The organism is Actinophytocola sp. (assembly GCF_035762905.1).
Classification (GTDB): Bacteria; Actinomycetota; Actinomycetes; order Mycobacteriales; family Pseudonocardiaceae; genus DASYTH01.
Genome location: NZ_DASUCC010000034.1, coordinates 173,091 through 190,773 on the forward strand (window position 1 = coordinate 173,091; position 17,683 = coordinate 190,773).

At 68.2% G+C, this 17,683-nt stretch carries 15 protein-coding genes and 2 tRNA genes; 14 read left to right on the top strand and 3 right to left on the bottom strand.

Going from position 1 to position 17,683, the window contains the following annotated elements; genetic code table 11:
• Positions 1 to 107: 107 nt before the first annotated feature.
• From cimA to VFV67_RS05900, 3 genes are read left to right on the top strand one after another with little or no spacing between them, the layout of a single operon-like run.
• The gene (gene cimA, locus VFV67_RS05890) at positions 108 to 1,736 is read left to right on the top strand and encodes a citramalate synthase (protein ID WP_326467804.1); all 1,629 of its coding nucleotides are present in this window, start codon (positions 108 to 110) and stop codon (positions 1,734 to 1,736) included.
• A gap of 21 nt (positions 1,737 to 1,757) precedes the next feature.
• Positions 1,758 to 2,306 carry a lipoprotein gene (locus VFV67_RS05895; RefSeq protein WP_326467806.1) on the top strand — a complete coding sequence of 183 codons (549 nt, stop codon included), beginning with the start codon at positions 1,758 to 1,760 and terminating at the stop codon, positions 2,304 to 2,306.
• Between the two features lie 10 nt (positions 2,307 to 2,316).
• Positions 2,317 to 3,087: a fumarylacetoacetate hydrolase family protein gene (locus VFV67_RS05900; protein WP_326467808.1), complete on the top strand. Its 771-nt coding sequence runs from the start codon at positions 2,317 to 2,319 to the stop codon at positions 3,085 to 3,087.
• Here VFV67_RS05900 and VFV67_RS05905 read toward each other — a convergent pair.
• Complete coding sequence (locus VFV67_RS05905) at positions 3,074 to 4,318, bottom strand: FAD-dependent oxidoreductase (protein WP_326467809.1); 1,245 nt, start codon at positions 4,316 to 4,318, stop codon at positions 3,074 to 3,076. The genes VFV67_RS05900 and VFV67_RS05905 overlap by 14 nt on opposite strands.
• A gap of 98 nt (positions 4,319 to 4,416) precedes the next feature.
• Between VFV67_RS05905 and gltX the strand changes: the two genes are divergently transcribed.
• The 8 genes from gltX (at position 4,417) to VFV67_RS05945 (ending at position 11,309) form a co-directional block, all read left to right on the top strand.
• Positions 4,417 to 5,901 carry a glutamate--tRNA ligase gene (gene gltX, locus VFV67_RS05910; RefSeq protein WP_326467810.1) on the top strand — a complete coding sequence of 495 codons (1,485 nt, stop codon included), beginning with the start codon at positions 4,417 to 4,419 and terminating at the stop codon, positions 5,899 to 5,901.
• A 132-nt stretch (positions 5,902 to 6,033) separates the two neighbouring features.
• Positions 6,034 to 6,888, top strand: a complete 855-nt coding sequence (locus tag VFV67_RS05915) for an HAD family hydrolase (protein WP_326467811.1) — start codon at positions 6,034 to 6,036, stop codon at positions 6,886 to 6,888.
• 30 nt (positions 6,889 to 6,918) lie between these two features.
• Positions 6,919 to 6,990 (top strand) — tRNA-Gln (locus VFV67_RS05920).
• Positions 6,991 to 7,023: 33 nt separating this feature from the next.
• Positions 7,024 to 7,096 (top strand) — tRNA-Glu (locus VFV67_RS05925).
• Positions 7,097 to 7,326: 230 nt separating this feature from the next.
• Positions 7,327 to 7,617 carry a hypothetical protein gene (locus tag VFV67_RS05930; protein ID WP_326467813.1) on the top strand — a complete coding sequence of 97 codons (291 nt, stop codon included), beginning with the start codon at positions 7,327 to 7,329 and terminating at the stop codon, positions 7,615 to 7,617.
• A gap of 175 nt (positions 7,618 to 7,792) precedes the next feature.
• Entirely contained in the window at positions 7,793 to 9,364 is a 1,572-nt protein-coding gene (locus VFV67_RS05935) for a hypothetical protein (protein WP_326467815.1), read from the top strand.
• A 70-nt stretch (positions 9,365 to 9,434) separates the two neighbouring features.
• Positions 9,435 to 9,884, top strand: a complete 450-nt coding sequence (locus tag VFV67_RS05940) for a hypothetical protein (RefSeq protein ID WP_326467817.1) — start codon at positions 9,435 to 9,437, stop codon at positions 9,882 to 9,884.
• Between the two features lie 615 nt (positions 9,885 to 10,499).
• Positions 10,500 to 11,309, top strand: a complete 810-nt coding sequence (locus VFV67_RS05945; RefSeq protein WP_326467818.1) for a response regulator transcription factor — start codon at positions 10,500 to 10,502, stop codon at positions 11,307 to 11,309.
• 89 nt (positions 11,310 to 11,398) lie between these two features.
• On the opposite strand, the gene VFV67_RS05950 is transcribed toward VFV67_RS05945, so the two are convergent.
• Entirely contained in the window at positions 11,399 to 14,638 is a 3,240-nt protein-coding gene (locus VFV67_RS05950; protein WP_326467819.1) for an AfsR/SARP family transcriptional regulator, read from the bottom strand.
• 431 nt (positions 14,639 to 15,069) lie between these two features.
• On the opposite strand from VFV67_RS05950, the gene VFV67_RS05955 reads away from it, so the two are divergent.
• The 3 genes from VFV67_RS05955 (at position 15,070) to VFV67_RS05965 (ending at position 17,118) form a co-directional block, all read left to right on the top strand.
• The gene (locus VFV67_RS05955) at positions 15,070 to 15,654 is read left to right on the top strand and encodes a hypothetical protein (protein ID WP_326467821.1); all 585 of its coding nucleotides are present in this window, start codon (positions 15,070 to 15,072) and stop codon (positions 15,652 to 15,654) included.
• 374 nt (positions 15,655 to 16,028) lie between these two features.
• Positions 16,029 to 16,352 carry a hypothetical protein gene (locus VFV67_RS05960; RefSeq protein ID WP_326467822.1) on the top strand — a complete coding sequence of 108 codons (324 nt, stop codon included), beginning with the start codon at positions 16,029 to 16,031 and terminating at the stop codon, positions 16,350 to 16,352.
• Between the two features lie 496 nt (positions 16,353 to 16,848).
• Positions 16,849 to 17,118, top strand: coding sequence for a hypothetical protein (locus tag VFV67_RS05965; protein WP_326467823.1), 270 nt, complete (start codon positions 16,849 to 16,851; stop codon positions 17,116 to 17,118).
• A 102-nt stretch (positions 17,119 to 17,220) separates the two neighbouring features.
• Here VFV67_RS05965 and VFV67_RS05970 read toward each other — a convergent pair whose 3' ends face one another.
• The gene (locus VFV67_RS05970; protein WP_326467824.1) at positions 17,221 to 17,505 is read right to left on the bottom strand and encodes a response regulator transcription factor; all 285 of its coding nucleotides are present in this window, start codon (positions 17,503 to 17,505) and stop codon (positions 17,221 to 17,223) included.
• Positions 17,506 to 17,683 lie beyond the last annotated feature (178 nt).

The window sequence follows — 17,683 nt, forward strand, 5'->3', positions numbered from 1 at the left end:
GAGCGCGCTGGGTAGCTGTTCCAGACCCGGCGCGCTGACCTCCTGCATCTTCGCGGGGGGTCTTTTTGTTTTCCGCCAAAGCCTGACCCGAGGAGACGAGTCCCGTGGTGAGTCGCACCGCCCCCGCCGGCACCCCGCTCGGCGACGAGTTCCACGTCTACGACACGACGCTGCGCGACGGGGCTCAGCGGGAGGGGATCTCCTACTCGGTGGCCGACAAGCTGGCGGTGGCCCGGCTGCTGGACGACCTCGGCGTCGGGTTCATCGAGGGGGGTTGGCCGGGCGCGCTGCCCAAGGACACCGAGTTCTTCGCCCGGGCGGCGGCCGGCGAGTTGGAACTGCGGCACGCGGCCCTGGTGGCGTTCGGGTCGACCCGGCGCGCGGGCAGCACGGTCGCGGAGGACCTGCAGGTGCGGGCGCTGCTGGAGTCGCGGGCGCCGGTCGTCACGCTGGTCGCCAAGTCCGACCGCCGGCACATCGAGCGGGCGCTGCGCACCGACGTCGACGAGGCGTGCGCGATGGTGCGGGACACCGTGGCGTTCCTGGTCGGGGAGGGCCGGCGGGTGTTCCTGGACGCCGAGCACTTCTTCGACGGCTATGCCTACGATCCCGACTGCGCGCTGCGGGTGCTCGACGCCGCGGTCACCGCGGGCGCCGATGTGGCCGTGCTGTGCGACACCAACGGCGGGCAACTTCCGCTCGGGCTCGCGGACACGGTCGGCGAGGTGATCGCGCGCACCGGGTTCCGGGTCGGCATCCACTGCCAGGACGACACCGCGTCCGCGGTGGCCAACAGCCTCGCCGCCGTGCAGGCCGGGGCCACGCATGTGCAGTGCACGGCCAACGGCTACGGCGAGCGGGCCGGCAACGCCGATCTGTTCGCCGTCGTGGGAAATCTGGTGACCAAGCTCGGCAAACCGGTGCTACCCGCCGAAAGTGTGCCGGAGCTGGCTCGGGTCTCCCATGCCCTCGCCGAGATCGCGAACATCGCGCCCAACACCCACCAGGCCTATGTCGGGTCGTCGGCCTTCGCCCACAAGGCGGGGCTGCACGCGAGCGCGATCAAGGTGGACCCGTTGCTGTACAACCACATCGACCCGACCGTGGTGGGCAACGACATGCGGGTGCTGGTGACCGAGATGGCCGGCCGGGCCAGCCTGGAGCTCAAGGGTCGGGAGCTCGGGGTGGACCTGGCCGGCCAGCCGGCGGTGCTGAACGCCGCCGTGCGCCGGGTCAAGGAGCTGGAGGCGCGTGGCTGGTCGTTCGAGGCGGCGGACGCCTCCCTCGAGCTGCTGCTGCGCGCCGAGCTGTCCGCAATGGACGGTCCGCCGTTCGTGCTGGAGTCCTACCGGGTGATCCTGGACCACCGGCTGGACGGCGAGGTGGTCTCCGAGGCCACGGTCAAGGTGCGCGTGGCCGGCGAACGGGTGATCGCCACCGCCGAGGGCAACGGTCCGGTGCACGCGCTGGACGCCGCCCTGCGCGAGGCCCTGCTGCCGCATCTGCCGTGGCTGAACGAGGTGCGGCTGGCGGACTACAAGGTCCGGATCCTGACCGACCATCCCGGAACCGACGCGGTCACCCGGGTGCTCGTCGAGTCCACCGACCACGAGCGCGAGTGGACCACCGTCGGCGTGCACGGCAACATCGTCGAGGCGAGCTGGCTGGCGCTGTGCGATGCCTTGGCACACAAGGCGATGCGCGTACGGTCCGGGGTGGCCGGAGCGCACCGGTAGCCCGGCTCTACGCTGTCCGCCATGCGCGGAACTGTGGGGCTGGTGGGAATCGTGCTGCTGTTGGTCGCCGGGTGCGGCGACGACGAGGCCGGAAGCGGGCCGTGGTCGGACGGCGTCGAGCCGGCCGCGGCGGCCGGAAAGATCGGTGGCGACCAGGTGTGCCCGTTGCCGGTCACGATGGACACCGCCGACAAGTGGCAGGCGGAGGCCGTGGACAGCGGCACGTTCCGGCAGGGTGGTCTGGACCTGGTCTGCGAGATCGACGCCAAGCCGGCCGGGTCGGTCGGTTTCATCCGGGTGTGGACCGGGACCGTGGCACCGCGCGCCGCGCTGGAGGCCTACGTCGCCGAGGCGCAGGACACCGGCGAGGTCACCTACCGGGACACCGAGGTCGGGTCCGGTTCGGGCACCGAGGCCACCTGGACGGAGGGCGACTCCGGCCGCAAGCGGGCGTTCGCGGTGGCCGCGCCGGGCGGCGGCACCGTGGTGGTCGTGGTCGGCGGGCTCGACGACGAGGAGTACGCCGGCCTGTTACCCGCCTACCTGCTGGCCAAGCGGAGCCTGGCCTAGGCTGGCCGGCGTGCGTATCGCTCGTATCGCCCATCCCGAAGGGGTTGCCTTCGTCGCCGTCGAGGGCGACGGGGACGACCTCGTCGCCGTCGAGATCGCCGAGCATCCGTTCGGGACCCCGACGTTCACCGGCCGGCGCTTCCCGTTGACCGACACCCGGCTGCTGGCCCCGATCCTGCCGAGCAAGCTGATCGGCGTCGGCAAGAACTACGCCGACCACGCCCGCGAGATGGGTGGCGAGGCGCCGGCCGATCCGGTGATCTTCCTCAAGCCGTCCACCGCGGTGGTCGGACCCGGTGCGGCCATCAAGCTGCCGCCCGAGTCGTCCCGGGTGGACTACGAGGGGGAACTGGCCGTGGTGATCGGGACGCCGTGCCGGGACGTGCCGGCCGGGCGGGCCGCCGAGGTGGTGCTCGGCTACACGATCGGCAACGACGTGACCGCGCGGGACCAGCAGCAGTCCGACGGCCAGTGGGCCAGGGCCAAGGGGCACGACACGTTCTGCCCGCTCGGCCCGTGGATCGAGACCGCGGTGGCGCCCGGCGACCTGGCCCTGCGCACCGAGGTGGACGGCGAGGTCAAGCAGGACGCGCGTACCTCGCTGCTGCTGCACGACGTCCCCAAGCTGATCGAATGGATCACCGGGGTGATGACCCTGCTGCCCGGCGACGTGATCCTCACCGGCACGCCGGCCGGCGTCGGTCCGCTCTCCGCCGGGCAGACCGTCTCGGTCACCATCGAGGGCATCGGCACCCTGACCAACCCGGTCACTCCGCGCTAGACCGCCGGGCGAACGCCGGTGCGTGCTCCGGCCGCGGCCCGATCGCCACGATGTAGGCCGGCAGCGCCCGCAGGAACGGCAGGTGCCTGGTCAGGAACACCGGCCCCGCCGGGAACGTGGTCCGGGCACCGCCCAGCACCGGTTTGATGACCAGCCGTTGCAGCACCCGTTGCAGACCCTGGGTGATCACCGTCGGGAACCACCGCCGGTGCCGGACCCTGGCCAGGTCGGACGGCCGCACCCGGTGCCGGCGCAGCGGCCCGGCCAGCAGGGTCGCGGTGGCCACGGCGTCCTGCACGGCCAGGTTGATGCCGACCCCGCCGACCGGCGACATGGCGTGCGCCGCGTCGCCGATCAGCAGCAGGCCGTCGGTGTGCCAGCGGTGCAACCGGTTGAGCCGCACGTCGAGCAGCTTCACGTCGTCCATGTCGGTGAGCGTGTCGACCCGGTCGGCGAGTTCCGGCGCGATGTTGACGATCCGCTCGCGGAATCGGTCCAGGCCCTCGGCCCGCAGCCGGGCGTCGTCGCCCTTCTTGAAGAAGTAGGCCATCTGGAAGTAGTCCCCGCGGTTGATCAGCAGCCCGAAGTCCTCGCCGTTGATCCGCGGCGAGAGCCCGCTGACCTCGCCGCCCCGCTCGTAGCGCGGCATCCGGAACCACCAGACGTCGAACGGCACCGGGAACTCCTTGGGCCGCAGGCCGGCCTGCTCACGGAGCACGGAGTGGCGCCCGTCGCAGGCGATGGTCAGCTCCGCGTGGAGGACCCCGGTCTCGCCGCCCGCGGTGCGGTAGTGCACGCCGGTCACCCGGCCGGCGTCCCGGACCAGACCGGTGGCCTCGGTGTTCATCCGCAGGGTGAAGGTCGGCTCCCGTTTGGCCGCGTCGGCGAGCAGGTCCAGGAAGTCCCACTGCGGGACCATCGCGATGTAGTTGTACGGCGGCCGCAACCGGTTGATCTCACCGATGGTGGCGAACCCGCCGTCCGGCGTCGGCACGCCGATCGACTCCAGCTTGCTCTGCGGCAGCCGGCGGAACTCCGGGCCGAGGCCGAGCTCGTCGAGCAGCCGCAGGGTGGACGCGTGCACGGTGTCGCCGCGGAAGTCGCGCAGGAAGTCGTTGTGCTTCTCCAGCACGGTGACCTCGACGCCGGCGCGGGCCAGCAGCAGTCCGAGCACCATCCCGGCCGGGCCGCCACCCACCACGAGGCAGGTCGTTCGTTGCTTGTCGGCCATCACTCTCACCTCTATTTCAACAACAGTTGAATACTGTCAGGATGCCCCGCGGCACCGGCTGCGTCAAGGGGGAACCGCGTGGATACGCTGAACGGACCATGGTTACCGCACCCGCACCGACCGGCGTCCGCACCCGGTTCTGCCCATCGCCGACCGGAACGCCGCACGTCGGGCTGATCCGCACCGTTCTCTACAACTGGGCGTTCGCCCGGCACAACGGCGGCACCCTGGTGTTCCGGATCGAGGACACCGACGCCGCGCGGGACAGCGAGGAGAGCTACCAGGCGCTGCTCGACGCGCTGCGCTGGCTCAACCTCGACTGGGACGAGGGGCCCGAGGTCGGCGGCCCGGACGGCCCGTACCGGCAGAGCCAGCGCGGCCGGATCTACACCGACATCGCCACCCGGCTGCTGGTCGCGGGGGAGCTGTACGAGTCGTTCTCCACCACCGAGGAGGTCGACGCCCGGCGGCGCGCGGCCGGCCAGGACCCCAAGCTCGGCTACGACAACGCCGACCGGGACCTCACCGTGGAACAGAAGGAGGAGCTGCGCGCGGCGGGCCGGGAGGCCGTGCTGCGGCTGCGGATGCCGGACGAGGACATCACGTTCACCGACCTGATCCGCGGTGAGATCACGTTCCGGGCGGGTTCGGTGCCCGACCCGGTTCTGGTCCGGGCCAGCGGCGCTCCGCTCTACACGCTGACCAACCCGGTCGACGACGCGCTGATGCGGATCACGCACGTGCTGCGCGGCGAGGACCTGCTGCCGTCCACGCCGCGGCAGATCGCGCTGTACCGGGCGCTGCGCCGGATCGGCGTGACCGGGCACGTCCCCGAGTTCGGCCACCTGCCGCTGGTGCGCGGGGAGGGCAACAAGAAACTGTCCAAACGCGACCCGGAGTCCAACCTGTTCCACTACCGGGACCGGGGGTTCCTGCCCGAGGGGATGCTGAATTACCTGGCCCTGCTCGGCTGGTCGATCGCCGACGACCGCGACGTGTTCACGATGGCGGAGCTGGTCGAGGCGTTCGACGTGCGCAAGGTCAGCTCCAATCCGGCCCGGTTCGATCCGAAGAAGGCCGAGGCGATCAACGCCGAGCATCTGCGGGCGCTGCCCGGGGCCGAGTTCGTCGACCGGGTGATCCCGTACCTGATCACCGCCGGAACATTGCCCGAATCGCCGTCGGAGTCGCAGTTGGCCACCCTGCGGGCGATCGCGCCACATATTCAGGAACGCCTCGTGGTGCTTTCCGAGGCGCCCGGAATGGTGAATTTCCTGTTCGTTTCCGAGGACGATTTCACGCCCGATCCGGAATCGGTGGCGAAGGCGCTCGGCGAGGACGCGAAACCGATTGTCGACGCCAGCATCGCGGCCCTTGAGGCATTGCCGGAATGGTCGACCGCGGCGATCGAGCAGGCGCTCAAGTCGGCGCTCATCGACGGCCTGGGGCTCAAGCCGCGCAAGGCGTTCGCTCCGGTCCGGGTGGCGGTCACCGGGCGTACCGTGTCGCCGCCGCTGTACGAGTCGATGGAACTGCTCGGTCGGGACCGGTCACTGTCCAGGTTGCGCCGAACACGGGCGTAACGCCGGGCGCGCGGCGAGCGATGTACACCTTTCAGGTCCGGTGTGGACGGCCTGTTCTGGATCGAATCAGAAGTAGGACTATACCCTGAAAGGCCGAATCGCCAGGGGTGTCCAGCGACCTAGCCTCTCGGGGTGACTTCTGCGCTCGTGCCGGTGCATGTGCATGACCACCCCCCGGAGGACGCCCACCTGCTCACCCCGATCCAAGCCGTCTGCCTCGACATCGACGACACCCTGGTGGACTTCACGACCTCAGCGCGGAGGGCACTGTCCAGCATGATCGGTCGGGACGATCTGTGGCCGATCTGGCAGCGAACGACCGAGGAGCACGTCAAGAAGGTCGTCGCCGGTGAAATGGATTCCGACACCATGCGGCGGGCCAGAACCAAGGCGTTTCTGGCCGAGCTAGGGACCCCGCTCGACGATGACGTGGTCGACGAGCTCGAGGCCCGAAGATACGCCGAGATGACCGGGGATTGGCGGCTGTTCGACGACGTGGTGCCGTGCCTCGACTGGCTGCGCGCCGCAGGCCTGAAGGTGGCGGCCGTCACCAACGCCTCCGGCCCCCAGCAGCGGGCCAAGCTCATCGCCCTCGGCATCGCCCGGTTCTTCGACACGATCGTCATCGCCGGCGAACTGGGCGCGGCCAAACCCGATCCGGTGATCTTCCAGACCGCCTGCCAGCAACTCCACGTATCCGCCGACGAGACCCTGCACGTCGGCGACCGCTTGGACACCGACGCGGTCGGTGCCCGCGACGCCGGCCTGCACGGAGTGTGGTTGCACCGCCGCGGCCCCCTCCCCACCCCCGACGCCGGCGTCCACGTCATCGAAACCCTCTCCGACCTGCCCGCCCTCATCGTCAGCGAGTACCTCACCCCCACTGCCACCGCCCCCGCCGCGGTACCCACCCAACGCCCCCCGGATCCGGTTTCCGGTCCCCCTCGCGCGTGGTCTACCATCTCTGGACGGCACTCCGAACAGTGATCCCACGAGGTCACGGTCCGACGGTGCCATTGGGGTATGGTGTAATTGGCAGCACGACTGATTCTGGTTCAGTTAGTCTAGGTTCGAGTCCTGGTACCCCAGCGGAGTGAATCAGGTAAGCTTTCGTCTGTCTCTGGCCCCGTCGTCTAGCGGCCTAGGACGCCGCCCTCTCAAGGCGGTAGCGCGGGTTCAAATCCCGTCGGGGCTACGCGGTCTGACCAGCCCGTTCCATGATGGAGCGGGCTGGTTTGTGTTGTGCGTGACATGGTTTCGTGTCATCACCGGCTCGGTAGTGAATGTCGGGTATAGGTCGCTGCGTCGTGGTGGGAACTGGCGGTTGGGGCGTGGTGGTGGGCATTTGTGCCCACCGGCTGCGAGGTTTGATCGGTCTCTTGTGGGCGCGGCGTGTATGTCTCGCTCTACAAGGGTCTTGAGGGCGTGTGTGGTGCGGTCCTGGCCGGCGACGAACGTTTCGTTGCGACCGCCCAGGTGTGGCGTTCCCGCCTGGGCGGTGCCATCCCGGACGCCTGGCCCCTGGCCGTGCTCGGGCTGATCGGGCTGACCGACCTGCTGCCCCGGATGCCGGTGTTCTGGGCGGGCCATCCGGTGGGCGGCCGAGTGCCGGTCTGGTACGCCTTCCGCGACTCCCGGGCCCGTCGCCGCGCGGTCGAGTGGCTGGCCGACAACTCGCTCACCGATGACAAAGCGGCCACGGAGTACCTCGCCTAACATCCCGACCCGGACATTCGACTCCGACACAACTGTCCATTGTGGAGTGAACAACAAGGTCGCCCAAGCGTGCGGATCGCACGTGTCCTTTTGTGACAAACGAGGGATTTATCGCACCGCACCGACATCTTATAGTGACCTTTGCAACTGTCCAGATGCGAAAGGATGTTTAGTGATGCCGTCATACTTAGGACGGGCCTGGATTTCGTTGCTGGGTTGTGTGGCGCTCGGTGTGGTCACGACCGGCACCGCCTCGGCCACCAGCCCAGCTCTCCAGGCCATCACCGCCGCCAGCCCGGCTGTCGGCGCCCAGCTCCAACCGTACGACGCGCTGCTGACCGTCCCCACGTCGATCACCACCCCGCTCCCCGCCGACCCGGTCAACGCTTTGATCACGGCTGTATCCGCACTGTCCTCGGCGGTGGGACTGCCGCAGAACCCCGCGCCGGCCGTCAACTCCTCCGGCATATCCGGTGCCATCGCTGGACGGATCGCCAACCTGCTGACCGCGATGAGCACCTGCCAGCAGGTGAGCGAGACGCACTTCGCCGCCATCGCCCCAGCCGCGCTGCCCGCCGTGGTGACAACCGGTGGCGCGCTCAACCCCGCCACGCACGCCGACATCCGCGCGTGCGCTCCCCAGGTGTGGCAGCGCACCGTCGAGCTGGAACTCGCATTGGACGACCTGCTCGCCTCGCCGGGGGTGGCCGGTTGCGGCATTCCCGGCAGTGCCGACCTGGACATCTGGCCGGTGCTCCGGTTCGACGGCAACACCTGTGGCGACAACACCTATCCCAATGACTACCTGCTGATCGTCGACGCCGGCGGCAACGACACCTACCGCAACAACGCCGGTGGCAACCTCGTCGATCTGAACTTCTCGCCCGCCGGCTCGGCGGTCCCCGGCCTGCGCGGCACCGGTCCCGCCCGCGGCTGTCAGCGCGCCATACCCGGGCTGACCGCCGCCGATTGCGTCCCCGCCGTCGGCGTCCTGCTCGACCTGCAGGGCCAGGACACATACGGCGTCAAGGAAACCCCGGACCACGACACCGGCTGCACCACCGATCTCGTGGTCCGCCGGATGATGACCGGCGGCGCCGGCTTCCTCGGCGTCAGCGTGCTCCGCGACTCCGGCGGCAGCGCCGACGCCTACACCGGCAAGACCGGCGCACTCGGCGCGGGGCACGTCTTCGGCGTCGGCCTGCTCTCCGACGACGCCGGCAACGACACCTACACCGCGGTCCGCAACAGCCAGGGCTTCGCCCTCGTCGGCGGGTTCGGGCTGCTGCACGACCAGGACGGCGCCGACGGCTACGACTACTACATGCCGGCACCCATCAACCCGTCCGCCCCCAACCAGACCGAGGGAGCCGGCGGCGTCCGCGACGACGAGGGCGAAGGGCTCTGCGACCGCATCCCACGGTTCGTCCAGGGCACGGCCAACGTCCTGCCGGGCAGCATCGGCATCCTCATCGACGATCTCGGTGCCGACACATACCACGGCGCGTTCGCCGGCGACTTCATCGCCCCGATCCAGAACCCCAGTACCCGCGCCGGCAGCCTCGGCTTCGGCAACAACCAGGGCATCGGTGTGTTCCTCGACCGCGCCACCACCAACGACACCTACCAGGCCGACAACGAACCCGCCGTCCCCGGCGTACCCCCACGCGGCAACAACGTCACCCTCACCCCGGGCAACGACTCCACCAGCGCCGGCGCCGGATCCGGCCTCTTCATCGACCAGTGACACCCTAGACCGCCCGGGCGTCCCGCTCTCCCGGGACGCCCGGGCGGAACCGGCACACTAGCCTCCCGGTGTGGCCGACATCGCGGTGTTCCATTCGGTGCTGGGGATGCGGGCGGGGGTGCTCGACGCGGCCGAACGGTTGCGCGGGCAGGGCCACCGCGTGCTGGCCGTCGACCAGTACGAGGGGCGGGTGTTCGGCGACTGCGCCGAGGGGATCGCGTTCGCCGAGCGGATCGGCATCGGCGAGTTGCGGCGGCGGGCGGTCGAGGCGGTGCGGGAGGTGCCGGACGGGTTCGTGGGGCTCGGGTTCTCGATCGGTCGCAGCGACGACCGGTGGAAAGTCATCCGGAACGAAGCTGGCGGCGCACTGGAGTACGTACTCGATGCGGCGACCGGGTCGGGTTCGGGTGGTGCTGGGGTGCGTCGGCGGGCGCGGGGGTCGATTGCGCGGGTGCCGAGTGGGGCGTTGCGGGTGCGGGTGTATGCGGTGCGGATCCGATCACGGCTCTCAAGGCGGTAGCGCGGGTTCAAATCCCGTCGGGGCTACATATAGTGACCAGGCCGTTTCCTCCGGGAAGCGGCCTGGTGATCGTTCGTGTGGCATGAATTCGTGACATGACGGGTTCGATTTCGAGTTGGCGAGTGCAGTGGTCCGCGGCATTGGGTGGTCCACTCGGCCCCATGCGATTTTGTTGTGGTAGACAGTTGAACTGTTCGGGATTGAGAGCGTTGCCGGATGTGTTGGTCGGGCCGCGTGCGAGCGGCACGTGTCATCGACCCTGTCATCATGGGATGCGGACTGATGGAGCTCGGCCACGAGCTGGCGGCGGCGACGGGTCGAGAACCCCGCACTCAACCGGACGGCGCCGAGCCCTCTTCTGTACGGATCGCTTCTGCTTGACACCCTCGGCGACCCCAATGGCACCGTCAACGCCATGGCGCCACTGAAGGCCAGAGGGTTGGAGTGGGACTGGAATCGATGAAGGAACGCTGCCAGGATCTTGGCGGCGAGTTCCACATCCAACGATTGACCCAGTACCGCATTACGGCGCGCTTCCCGTTCGGATCGACGTGACCGGCAGGCGTGAGGCGAGGGGACCGACTGTCGCCGTGTAACTCCTGTTGGGAGCGCACTATGACGGACACCGGATACAGGGTCCTGGTCGTCGACGATCATCCGATCTTCGTCCGGGGCGTGCGCAACGAACTCGACGACGCCGGGGACATCCAGGCGATCGGCGAATGTGCCAATGGCACGGAGGCCGTCGCACTCGTGGAGCAGAAACGCCCTGACGTGGTTCTGATCGACCTCAGAGTACCGCCGGCGGTCGGCGACGAGGCGGAGTTCTGCTGGCCGGACGTGATCCGCCGGATCGTCGAGCAGGCACTGGACACCAAGATCCTTGTTCTGTCCATGCTTGAGGAACCGGAGTACGTACGGGCGGTGCTCAACGCCGGGGGCGCACGGCTACCTACCCAAGCAAGAGAAGCACGTCCTGCAGGCCGTGCGCACGGTGGCCGAGGGCAAGATGGTTCTCGACGTGCGTGTGCGCAGTGCGTTGAACGAGCAGCAGGATCACCTGGCCGGCGGCGATCTGCTGTTCGGCCTCACCAGGCGGAGTACCGCAAGCTGGTGCTGATGGTGAACGGACTGACAAAACCGCAGATCGTCGCAGAATTGCGCCTTTCGCCTAAGACGGTGACCAATCGAACGCTGGACATTCAGAGGAAGCTCAAGGTGCGCAATTGGAACGAAGCCGTGGAGAAGGCTCGGAAGAACCGCATCGGCGCGAGGTACTGCACACGGGAATCCGGGACGCGGCACCACTTGTTCCTGGGGACAGCGGGACCGTTCGCCCATGGTCAACGCGCACAACAGCCACCCTTTCTATCGCATCGCCCTCGGCCCGCTAGCGGGTACTGTTCGCCGCGTCGGTACGTGTAGATCAACTCCACCGATCCAGGTCGGGTAAACGGCCAGTCAGGAATGGATCCGTGTTTGATTTTGCGCACCATGGCTTTGGTATTGGTGGGTCATTCGGTTCGTCGTGTCGAACTGTCGACGCATGCGAAATCGGTGAGCGAGCGGGCTGTTCTGCCGTGGCGGTCGGCCGCGGAGTGGTCGCCGAGGTGATGGAGGATCTTCTCCAGCAAAGTGTGGGTGTCTGCTTCGCCGAGTCGGTGTCCGGTTTGCCGGTGGTTGGTCAGCGCGCCCTGGGCCTGGTCGAGGGCGCGCGGGGTGTCGCCCAGGTCGTAGTGCAACCGGCCGAGGGCGGTCAGTGTGCGGCCTTCGATGACCGCGTATCCGGCTCGTCTGGCGAGCGCCAGGCTCTGGGTCGCGTGGTCGATGGCTGCTTGGTGGTCGCCGTTGGCGTGGTGTGCCGTGGCCAGGCCGAGCAGGGATTCTCCGGCGGCGTGGCAGAGACCGGCCTGCTCGGCGATGGTGAGCGCGGCTTGGTGGAGCCGGATCGCGCGGGTGTAGTCGGCGCAGGTCTCGTGGACCAGACCCAATGTGTGGCGGGCGATGGCCTGGAGCCGTGGTTCGCCGATCTGGTCGGCCATCTCGAGTGCGGATTGGGCCGATTCGTTCGCCTCGTCGAGCCGTCCGGTGTCGCGGTGGATGCGTGCGAGCCAGGTGTGGCAGTGCACCTCGCGGTATCGGTTGCCGAACTCATGGAAGATGGTGAGGGCCGAGTCGAGCAGGTGTGCGGCGTCGTCGAGCTGTCCGGTAAGGGCGTACAGCTGACCGAGCGTGGCTGTGGCGAGGGCTTCGCCGCGCCGGGTGCGGCCGTCTTGGTACAGGGCGCGGGCGCGCAGGGCAAGTGCGCAGCCTTCGTCCAGCCTGCCGACGTCCCGGTATGCGTCCGCCAGGATGTGCATGGCGCGGGCCCGCCCCATGGGCCAGTCGATGCGTTGGTGGATGTGTACGGCGTGTCGCAGGTGCTCGATGGATTCGGTGGTGTGGCCCTGTAGGTGCAGCGCGATGCCGAGGTTGCTGGATACGGCGGCCTCTGCGGACGTCCACCCGATCTCGGCGGTGAGTTTGAGCGTGCGGCGCAGATATGTGGTCGATCGGCGGTAATGACCGAGGCAGAAATGCGCCTGGGCCAATCCGAGGTAGGCGGACGCCTGTGCATGTGGGTCGCCGCCGGCGCGAGCGGCGGCGACGGCGGCACGCGAAGTACTGAGCCAGTCGGTGAGGTTGCGCCGTCGCGTGTGGTAAAGGCGCAGTGCGTCGGCGCACTGCCACGCGGCGCGGAGTGGGCCGTGCCGCGCCGCGTGATGGATCGCGGCGACAAGGTTGTGCCGCTCGGCGTCCAGCCAGGCCAGGGCCGATCCGGTGCTGGTCAGACCGGACACGGTGACGGGGGCACCCGGAGGTGGCGGCAGTCGCAGTGCCTCTGGGTAGAGCAGGCTCGTGGCGGCGGTGCTCATGGTCACCAGCCAGTCGTAGAGCCGATGCACGGCCGCGGCGCGCCGCGCCGGGCTGTCTTCGGCGGCGGCATTGTTCGCCGCGTACTGCCGGAGCAGGTCATGCATGGTGTAGCGATCTGCGCCGGACTGGACGACCAGGTGTGCGGTGGCAAGCTTGTCCAGTGCCAGCCGGGCCTCGGGATCGGTACTCCCGGCGAGCATGGCCGCCGCGCTGACGGTGAAGTCCGCGAGGGGCACAAGGCCGAAGCAGCGGAACATGCGCTGGGCCGGTTCGGGCATCGTGCGGTACGACAGGTCGAAGGCGCTTCGCACCGTGATGTCCGCATCGATCGCCAGCGTGGCCAGCGGGTCCCGCGCGGACAGGTCGGCGGCGAAGCCGGCGACCGTACGGTGCGGCTGGTCGGCGAGAACCGCTCCAGCGATGCGCAGTGCGAGTGGCAGGTGGGAGCACCGGCGAGCCAGCTCGGTCGTGGCGGCCGGTTCGGCGACGACGCGCTCGGCACCGAGGAGGTGACCGAGCAACTCCGCGGACTCGGCCGGGTTGAGCACATCGAGCGGGACCTGTCGCGCCCCGTCGTGGGCGACCAAGCCGGTCAACCGGTCGCGGCTGGTGATCAGGACCAGGGATCCTGGACCGGCCGGCAGCAATGGCCGGACCTGTGCGGCCGATCCCGCGTTGTCCAATACGATCAGCGTCCGCCGTCCGGCCAGCAGCGACCGGAACCTGGCCGCGGCCGCGGCCACGTCGATCGGCACCTGCTGGGGCGGGATCCCCAGCGCTTCGAGCAGCGTGGTCAATGCCTCGCCCGGGCCTAGTGGCCGACCGGGCGCGTGGCCGCGCAGATCGAGGTACAGCTGGCCGTCCGGGAACCGGTCTGCGACCCGGTGCGCCCAGTGCACCGCCAACGCGGTCTTGCCAACACCCGCGGTGCCCACGATGGCGGCGATGACCACCGGTCCAGCCCTGACCGTCGAGCCGGTGGGCAGCATCGCGTCCAACTCTCGCAGCACCCGGATCCGGCCGGTGAACCCATGAACCTCTGGCGGCAACTCCTGAGGTATGCGGCTCCTCGCCGGCCCGGGGCCGGGTCTCGCGGTCGAGCCGGGGTCGTCATCGCCGCGCAGCATCGCCTCGTGGAGCCGCCGCAGTTCGGGGCCGGCTTCGATGCCGAGTTGGTCGTAGAGCACAACGCGGGTCTGGTGGAAGGCATCGAGAGCTTCGGCTTGGCGGCCGCTGTGGTAGAGCGCGAGCATGAGCCGAGCGCACAGGCTTTCCCGGTACGGGTGTTCGCGCATCAGTTCGGCTAGTTCGGTCACGATGCTCGAATGCCGGCTCAGGGCCAGTTCTGCTTGTGCCCACCGCTCATAGGCGTCCAGTCGCAGCTGTTCCAGGTTGGTGGCCTCGTGGGCCACGGCCGGGCAGTCGAGGAACTCGGCGAAGGCCGGGCCGCGCCACAGGTCCAGCCCGGCACGCAACGTCTGGCTGGCCAGTTCGGCATCGCCACCGGTCAGCGCGGCGTCCCCGGCGGCGCACAACCGACGGAAGCAGACCGTATCCACCCCGTCGTCGGCCACCACCGAGTAGCCGTCGCCGCGCCGCACGAGCCGGTCGGCGCCCACCGCGGCACGCAGTTGCTGGATGTACTGCTGCAGGTTGCGCCGTGCCGACTTAGCGGGCCAGTCGCCCCACACCGCCGCCACCAGCGCGTCTGACGACACCGTCTGTCCCGCCCGCGACACCAGCACCGCCAGCACCAGGCGAGGTTTGCGCCCCGTCCGCAGGTACACCGGCATCCCCGCACACGTCACGAGCAACGGCCCCAACACCAGGATCTCCACCCACACCCCCTGCATATCCGCGGGGACTGTTTCAGATCGGCACCCCTATGTGTCAAGCAGCTGGGGACCGAGAGGAAACCGATTCTTTGATCATGGTTCGGTAGACGATGTCGGCGAGTGGATCGCGGCCGGCCGCGACGACGACCTCGGCACGATGCCGGACGGCTGGACGGTGTGTTCCTGCTTGCTGCACACCACCGGTCGCGGCCACGCAGTGATGGGACCGTGGTAGCTCCGGCTGGCGGGAGTGTCGGTGCGGTCGCCTAGCCTCATTGTTGGTAGTCGGTGCGGTTCTACCTAGTGCCCGTTCACTTCGACGATCCCCAGCACCTTGATTACGGCCCGTCAACAGGAAATCACAGTTCGCGTTGTACGTTATTTATGCAGGACGTCCTTATGGTTCAGGTCGGCCCAGGCAAACAAAGCCATCGATGGGCAATCAGACCTACGACAGGCAATGGGAGATCGTCGTGCAGTTGCGAACCCGGGTTCGAGGCAGACGCGCCGTGACACGCGTACTGGCCGCACTGCTGAGCGTGGCCGCGATCGTGCTGGCACCAGCCCCGGCGGTGGCGAGCCATACGAGTTCCACCGCAGCAGACCCGTGCGGCGGGGAACAGTGGCCGGGAGTGCCCGGTACGCGGGTCAAGTCCCCGAATTCCGCCAGGGTGTATCTTGTGGACCCGAATGGCTACCGTCGGTGGATCGTCAGTGGTTACTACTTCGACCTGTTCGGGAGCTGGAACGGCATTGAGGTCGATCCCTACCTCCAGTGCATGCTCCAAGGACCGGACCTGAAGACGTTCGACCTTGACAACCCTCTGGTGATGGACAGAGGCTCCTACCTCGCCAAGGAAATCGATGATCCGGCGGTCTACCTGCTCGACGGCGACCAGGCGAGATGGATCACCACGCCGCAGGTTTTCGACAAGTACCATTTCGACGCGAGAAAGATCGTCATCTTCGCTGATACGGAATTGTCGCGCCACTATTACTTAGGCCCGAACTGGACCTGAATTCAAGGCGGCGTGTTCGCCGCTGGCGTCGGTGTGTTGGCCTGTGGCGTCGTGTGAGCGTCAACGACCGGTGCCGGTTTTGGGATCGTTGCCGACCTGCAACCTCCGGGCCGCCGTGGGCGGCCAACACCCCGACGGGTTTTTACAGATGAGAGGAGATCGTCATGCGAATCCGGACCACGGCGCGAGGCAGACGCGCCCGGATAAGCGTACTGGCCGCTCTGCTGAGCGTGGCCGTGGTCGTGCTTGCACCGACCCCGGCGGTGGCGAGCCGCACGGACTCCGCAGGAGCGGCCGCTATTTGCCCACCGGGTGGGTATCCCGGGCAGCCTGGTATGCGGGTCAAGTCCCCGGATTCCGCCAGGGTGTATCTTGTGGACCCGGATGGCTACCGTCGGTGGATCGTCAGTGGTTACTACTTCGACCTGTTCTCGAGTTGGGACGGCATCCGCACCATCCCCGACCTCCACTGCATGCGGGCAGGTGCGGACCTGATGACCGCCTTTGGGACGGAGGTCATGGGCTCTTTCCTCGTCAAGGGTCATTTGACTGCCCACGTCTACATCACCGACGGTCCCTACCGGCGGTGGATCACCAGCGAGGAGACGCGCAAGAAATACCAATTCAATGCTCCGATCCAAGTCTGGGACCAGAACGTACTGATGCACGGCTATCTGCCCGGCCCGGACTGGACGTGATCAGGAGGACCGGTGACCGTACCCGTCGCGACGGTCACCGGCTCCACAAGTACGGCTGCCGCACCTTGATGATCTTGGCTGTTCTCATCGGCGGCGTCGGATGGTTGGCTTATCCGCGCGGTTCTCTTGGTGCAATGGGCTTTCGGGGTGGCTGACAGTCGAAGGCCGCATGCCGGCATGACCTCGCCGAGCGGGTATGAGCAAGATCGAGTATGGGGCGGTGCGGGTCCGCTTCCGGTGTGGGTTGGCCGTCGACACACCCGACAACCGCGCCGGGGTGGCGGCGTGTCCAATAGTGATGAATTGATCAAAATGTGTGGGTGGCATTGATCGGAATTGTCCCGTTGACGGGACGCCCGACCAGAGCGCGAATTCTCTGTACCTTTCGGTTCGTCGGCTCGCCGTGCTAACAATGAGAAAGTCCAATTTTCGGACGAATCCCCGGGCGCGCTGCGCCGCGGGTCTGACGGCACCACGACCAGCAGAGGAGAATTGCATGCGCGCACGCCATGTCTTGGCAGGCCTGGCCCTGGGGGCTGCGTTCGCCCTGGGCGGCACACCCCTTGCCGCCCAGGCGACCGAATCCACGCAATCGGCGAAGGCCAACGACACCAACGCCGACGAGCCCAGTTGGCACTACCACAGCACGTACTACAACAACCCCTCATATTGCACGGACGCCGGAGAAGCCACGGGCCTCCCCTACGAGTGCTGGATGGGCCTGCCCGGCGCGGTCTTGCCCTTCTATCTGTATCTCTGGTACTGACATCCAGCAGATGGAGCCCCTGGTTCGACGATTCTCTAAGATCGTCCGCTGCGAACCAGGGGCTCCATTCGGATTCGCCATGACGGCTCAACGCCAGAACGATCAGCCGGTCAGTCCGGCGTCGTGGGCGAGCAGGGCGATCTGGGTGCGGTTGTTGAGGTCGAGCTTGGTGAGGATCCGGGACACGTGTGCCTTCACGGTCGCCACGCTCATGAACAGCTCGCCGCTGATCTCGCCGTTGGACTTGCCCTGACCGACCGCCACCGCGACCTCCCGTTCGCGCGAGCTCAGCCGGCCGAGCAGGGTATGCGCCTGTCGTTGCCGGGCATCCGCGCCGGTCACGCTGAGGTGGGCGATGAGCTGCCGGGTCACCGCCGGGGACAGCATCGGCTTGCCCTCGGCGACTCGGGTGATCGCCCGCAGTAACCGACGCGGCGAACCGGGCCCGCCAGCAGGCTGCACATGCGCGGGCCGGCCACGGTGCGGACGGCCGGCCCGATCCAACGGACAGGGGCAGGGAAATGACCACGGACACGAAGGCGCCCACCGCGATTGACGTCACGCT

Bases quoted from the DNA above. Each gene is read 5' to 3' on its own strand.
- VFV67_RS05965 (WP_326467823.1), top strand. From the start codon at position 16,849: ATGCGCGCACGCCATGTCTTGGCAGGCCTGGCCCTGGGGGCTGCGTTC.
- VFV67_RS05905 (WP_326467809.1), bottom strand. From the start codon at position 4,318: ATGGCCGACAAGCAACGAACGACCTGCCTCGTGGTGGGTGGCGGCCCG.
- VFV67_RS05945 (WP_326467818.1), top strand. From the start codon at position 10,500: ATGACGGACACCGGATACAGGGTCCTGGTCGTCGACGATCATCCGATC.
- VFV67_RS05955 (WP_326467821.1), top strand. From the start codon at position 15,070: ATGGGCAATCAGACCTACGACAGGCAATGGGAGATCGTCGTGCAGTTG.
- VFV67_RS05935 (WP_326467815.1), top strand. From the start codon at position 7,793: ATGCCGTCATACTTAGGACGGGCCTGGATTTCGTTGCTGGGTTGTGTG.
- VFV67_RS05970 (WP_326467824.1), bottom strand. From the start codon at position 17,505: ATGCTGTCCCCGGCGGTGACCCGGCAGCTCATCGCCCACCTCAGCGTG.
- gltX (WP_326467810.1), top strand. From the start codon at position 4,417: ATGGTTACCGCACCCGCACCGACCGGCGTCCGCACCCGGTTCTGCCCA.
- VFV67_RS05895 (WP_326467806.1), top strand. From the start codon at position 1,758: ATGCGCGGAACTGTGGGGCTGGTGGGAATCGTGCTGCTGTTGGTCGCC.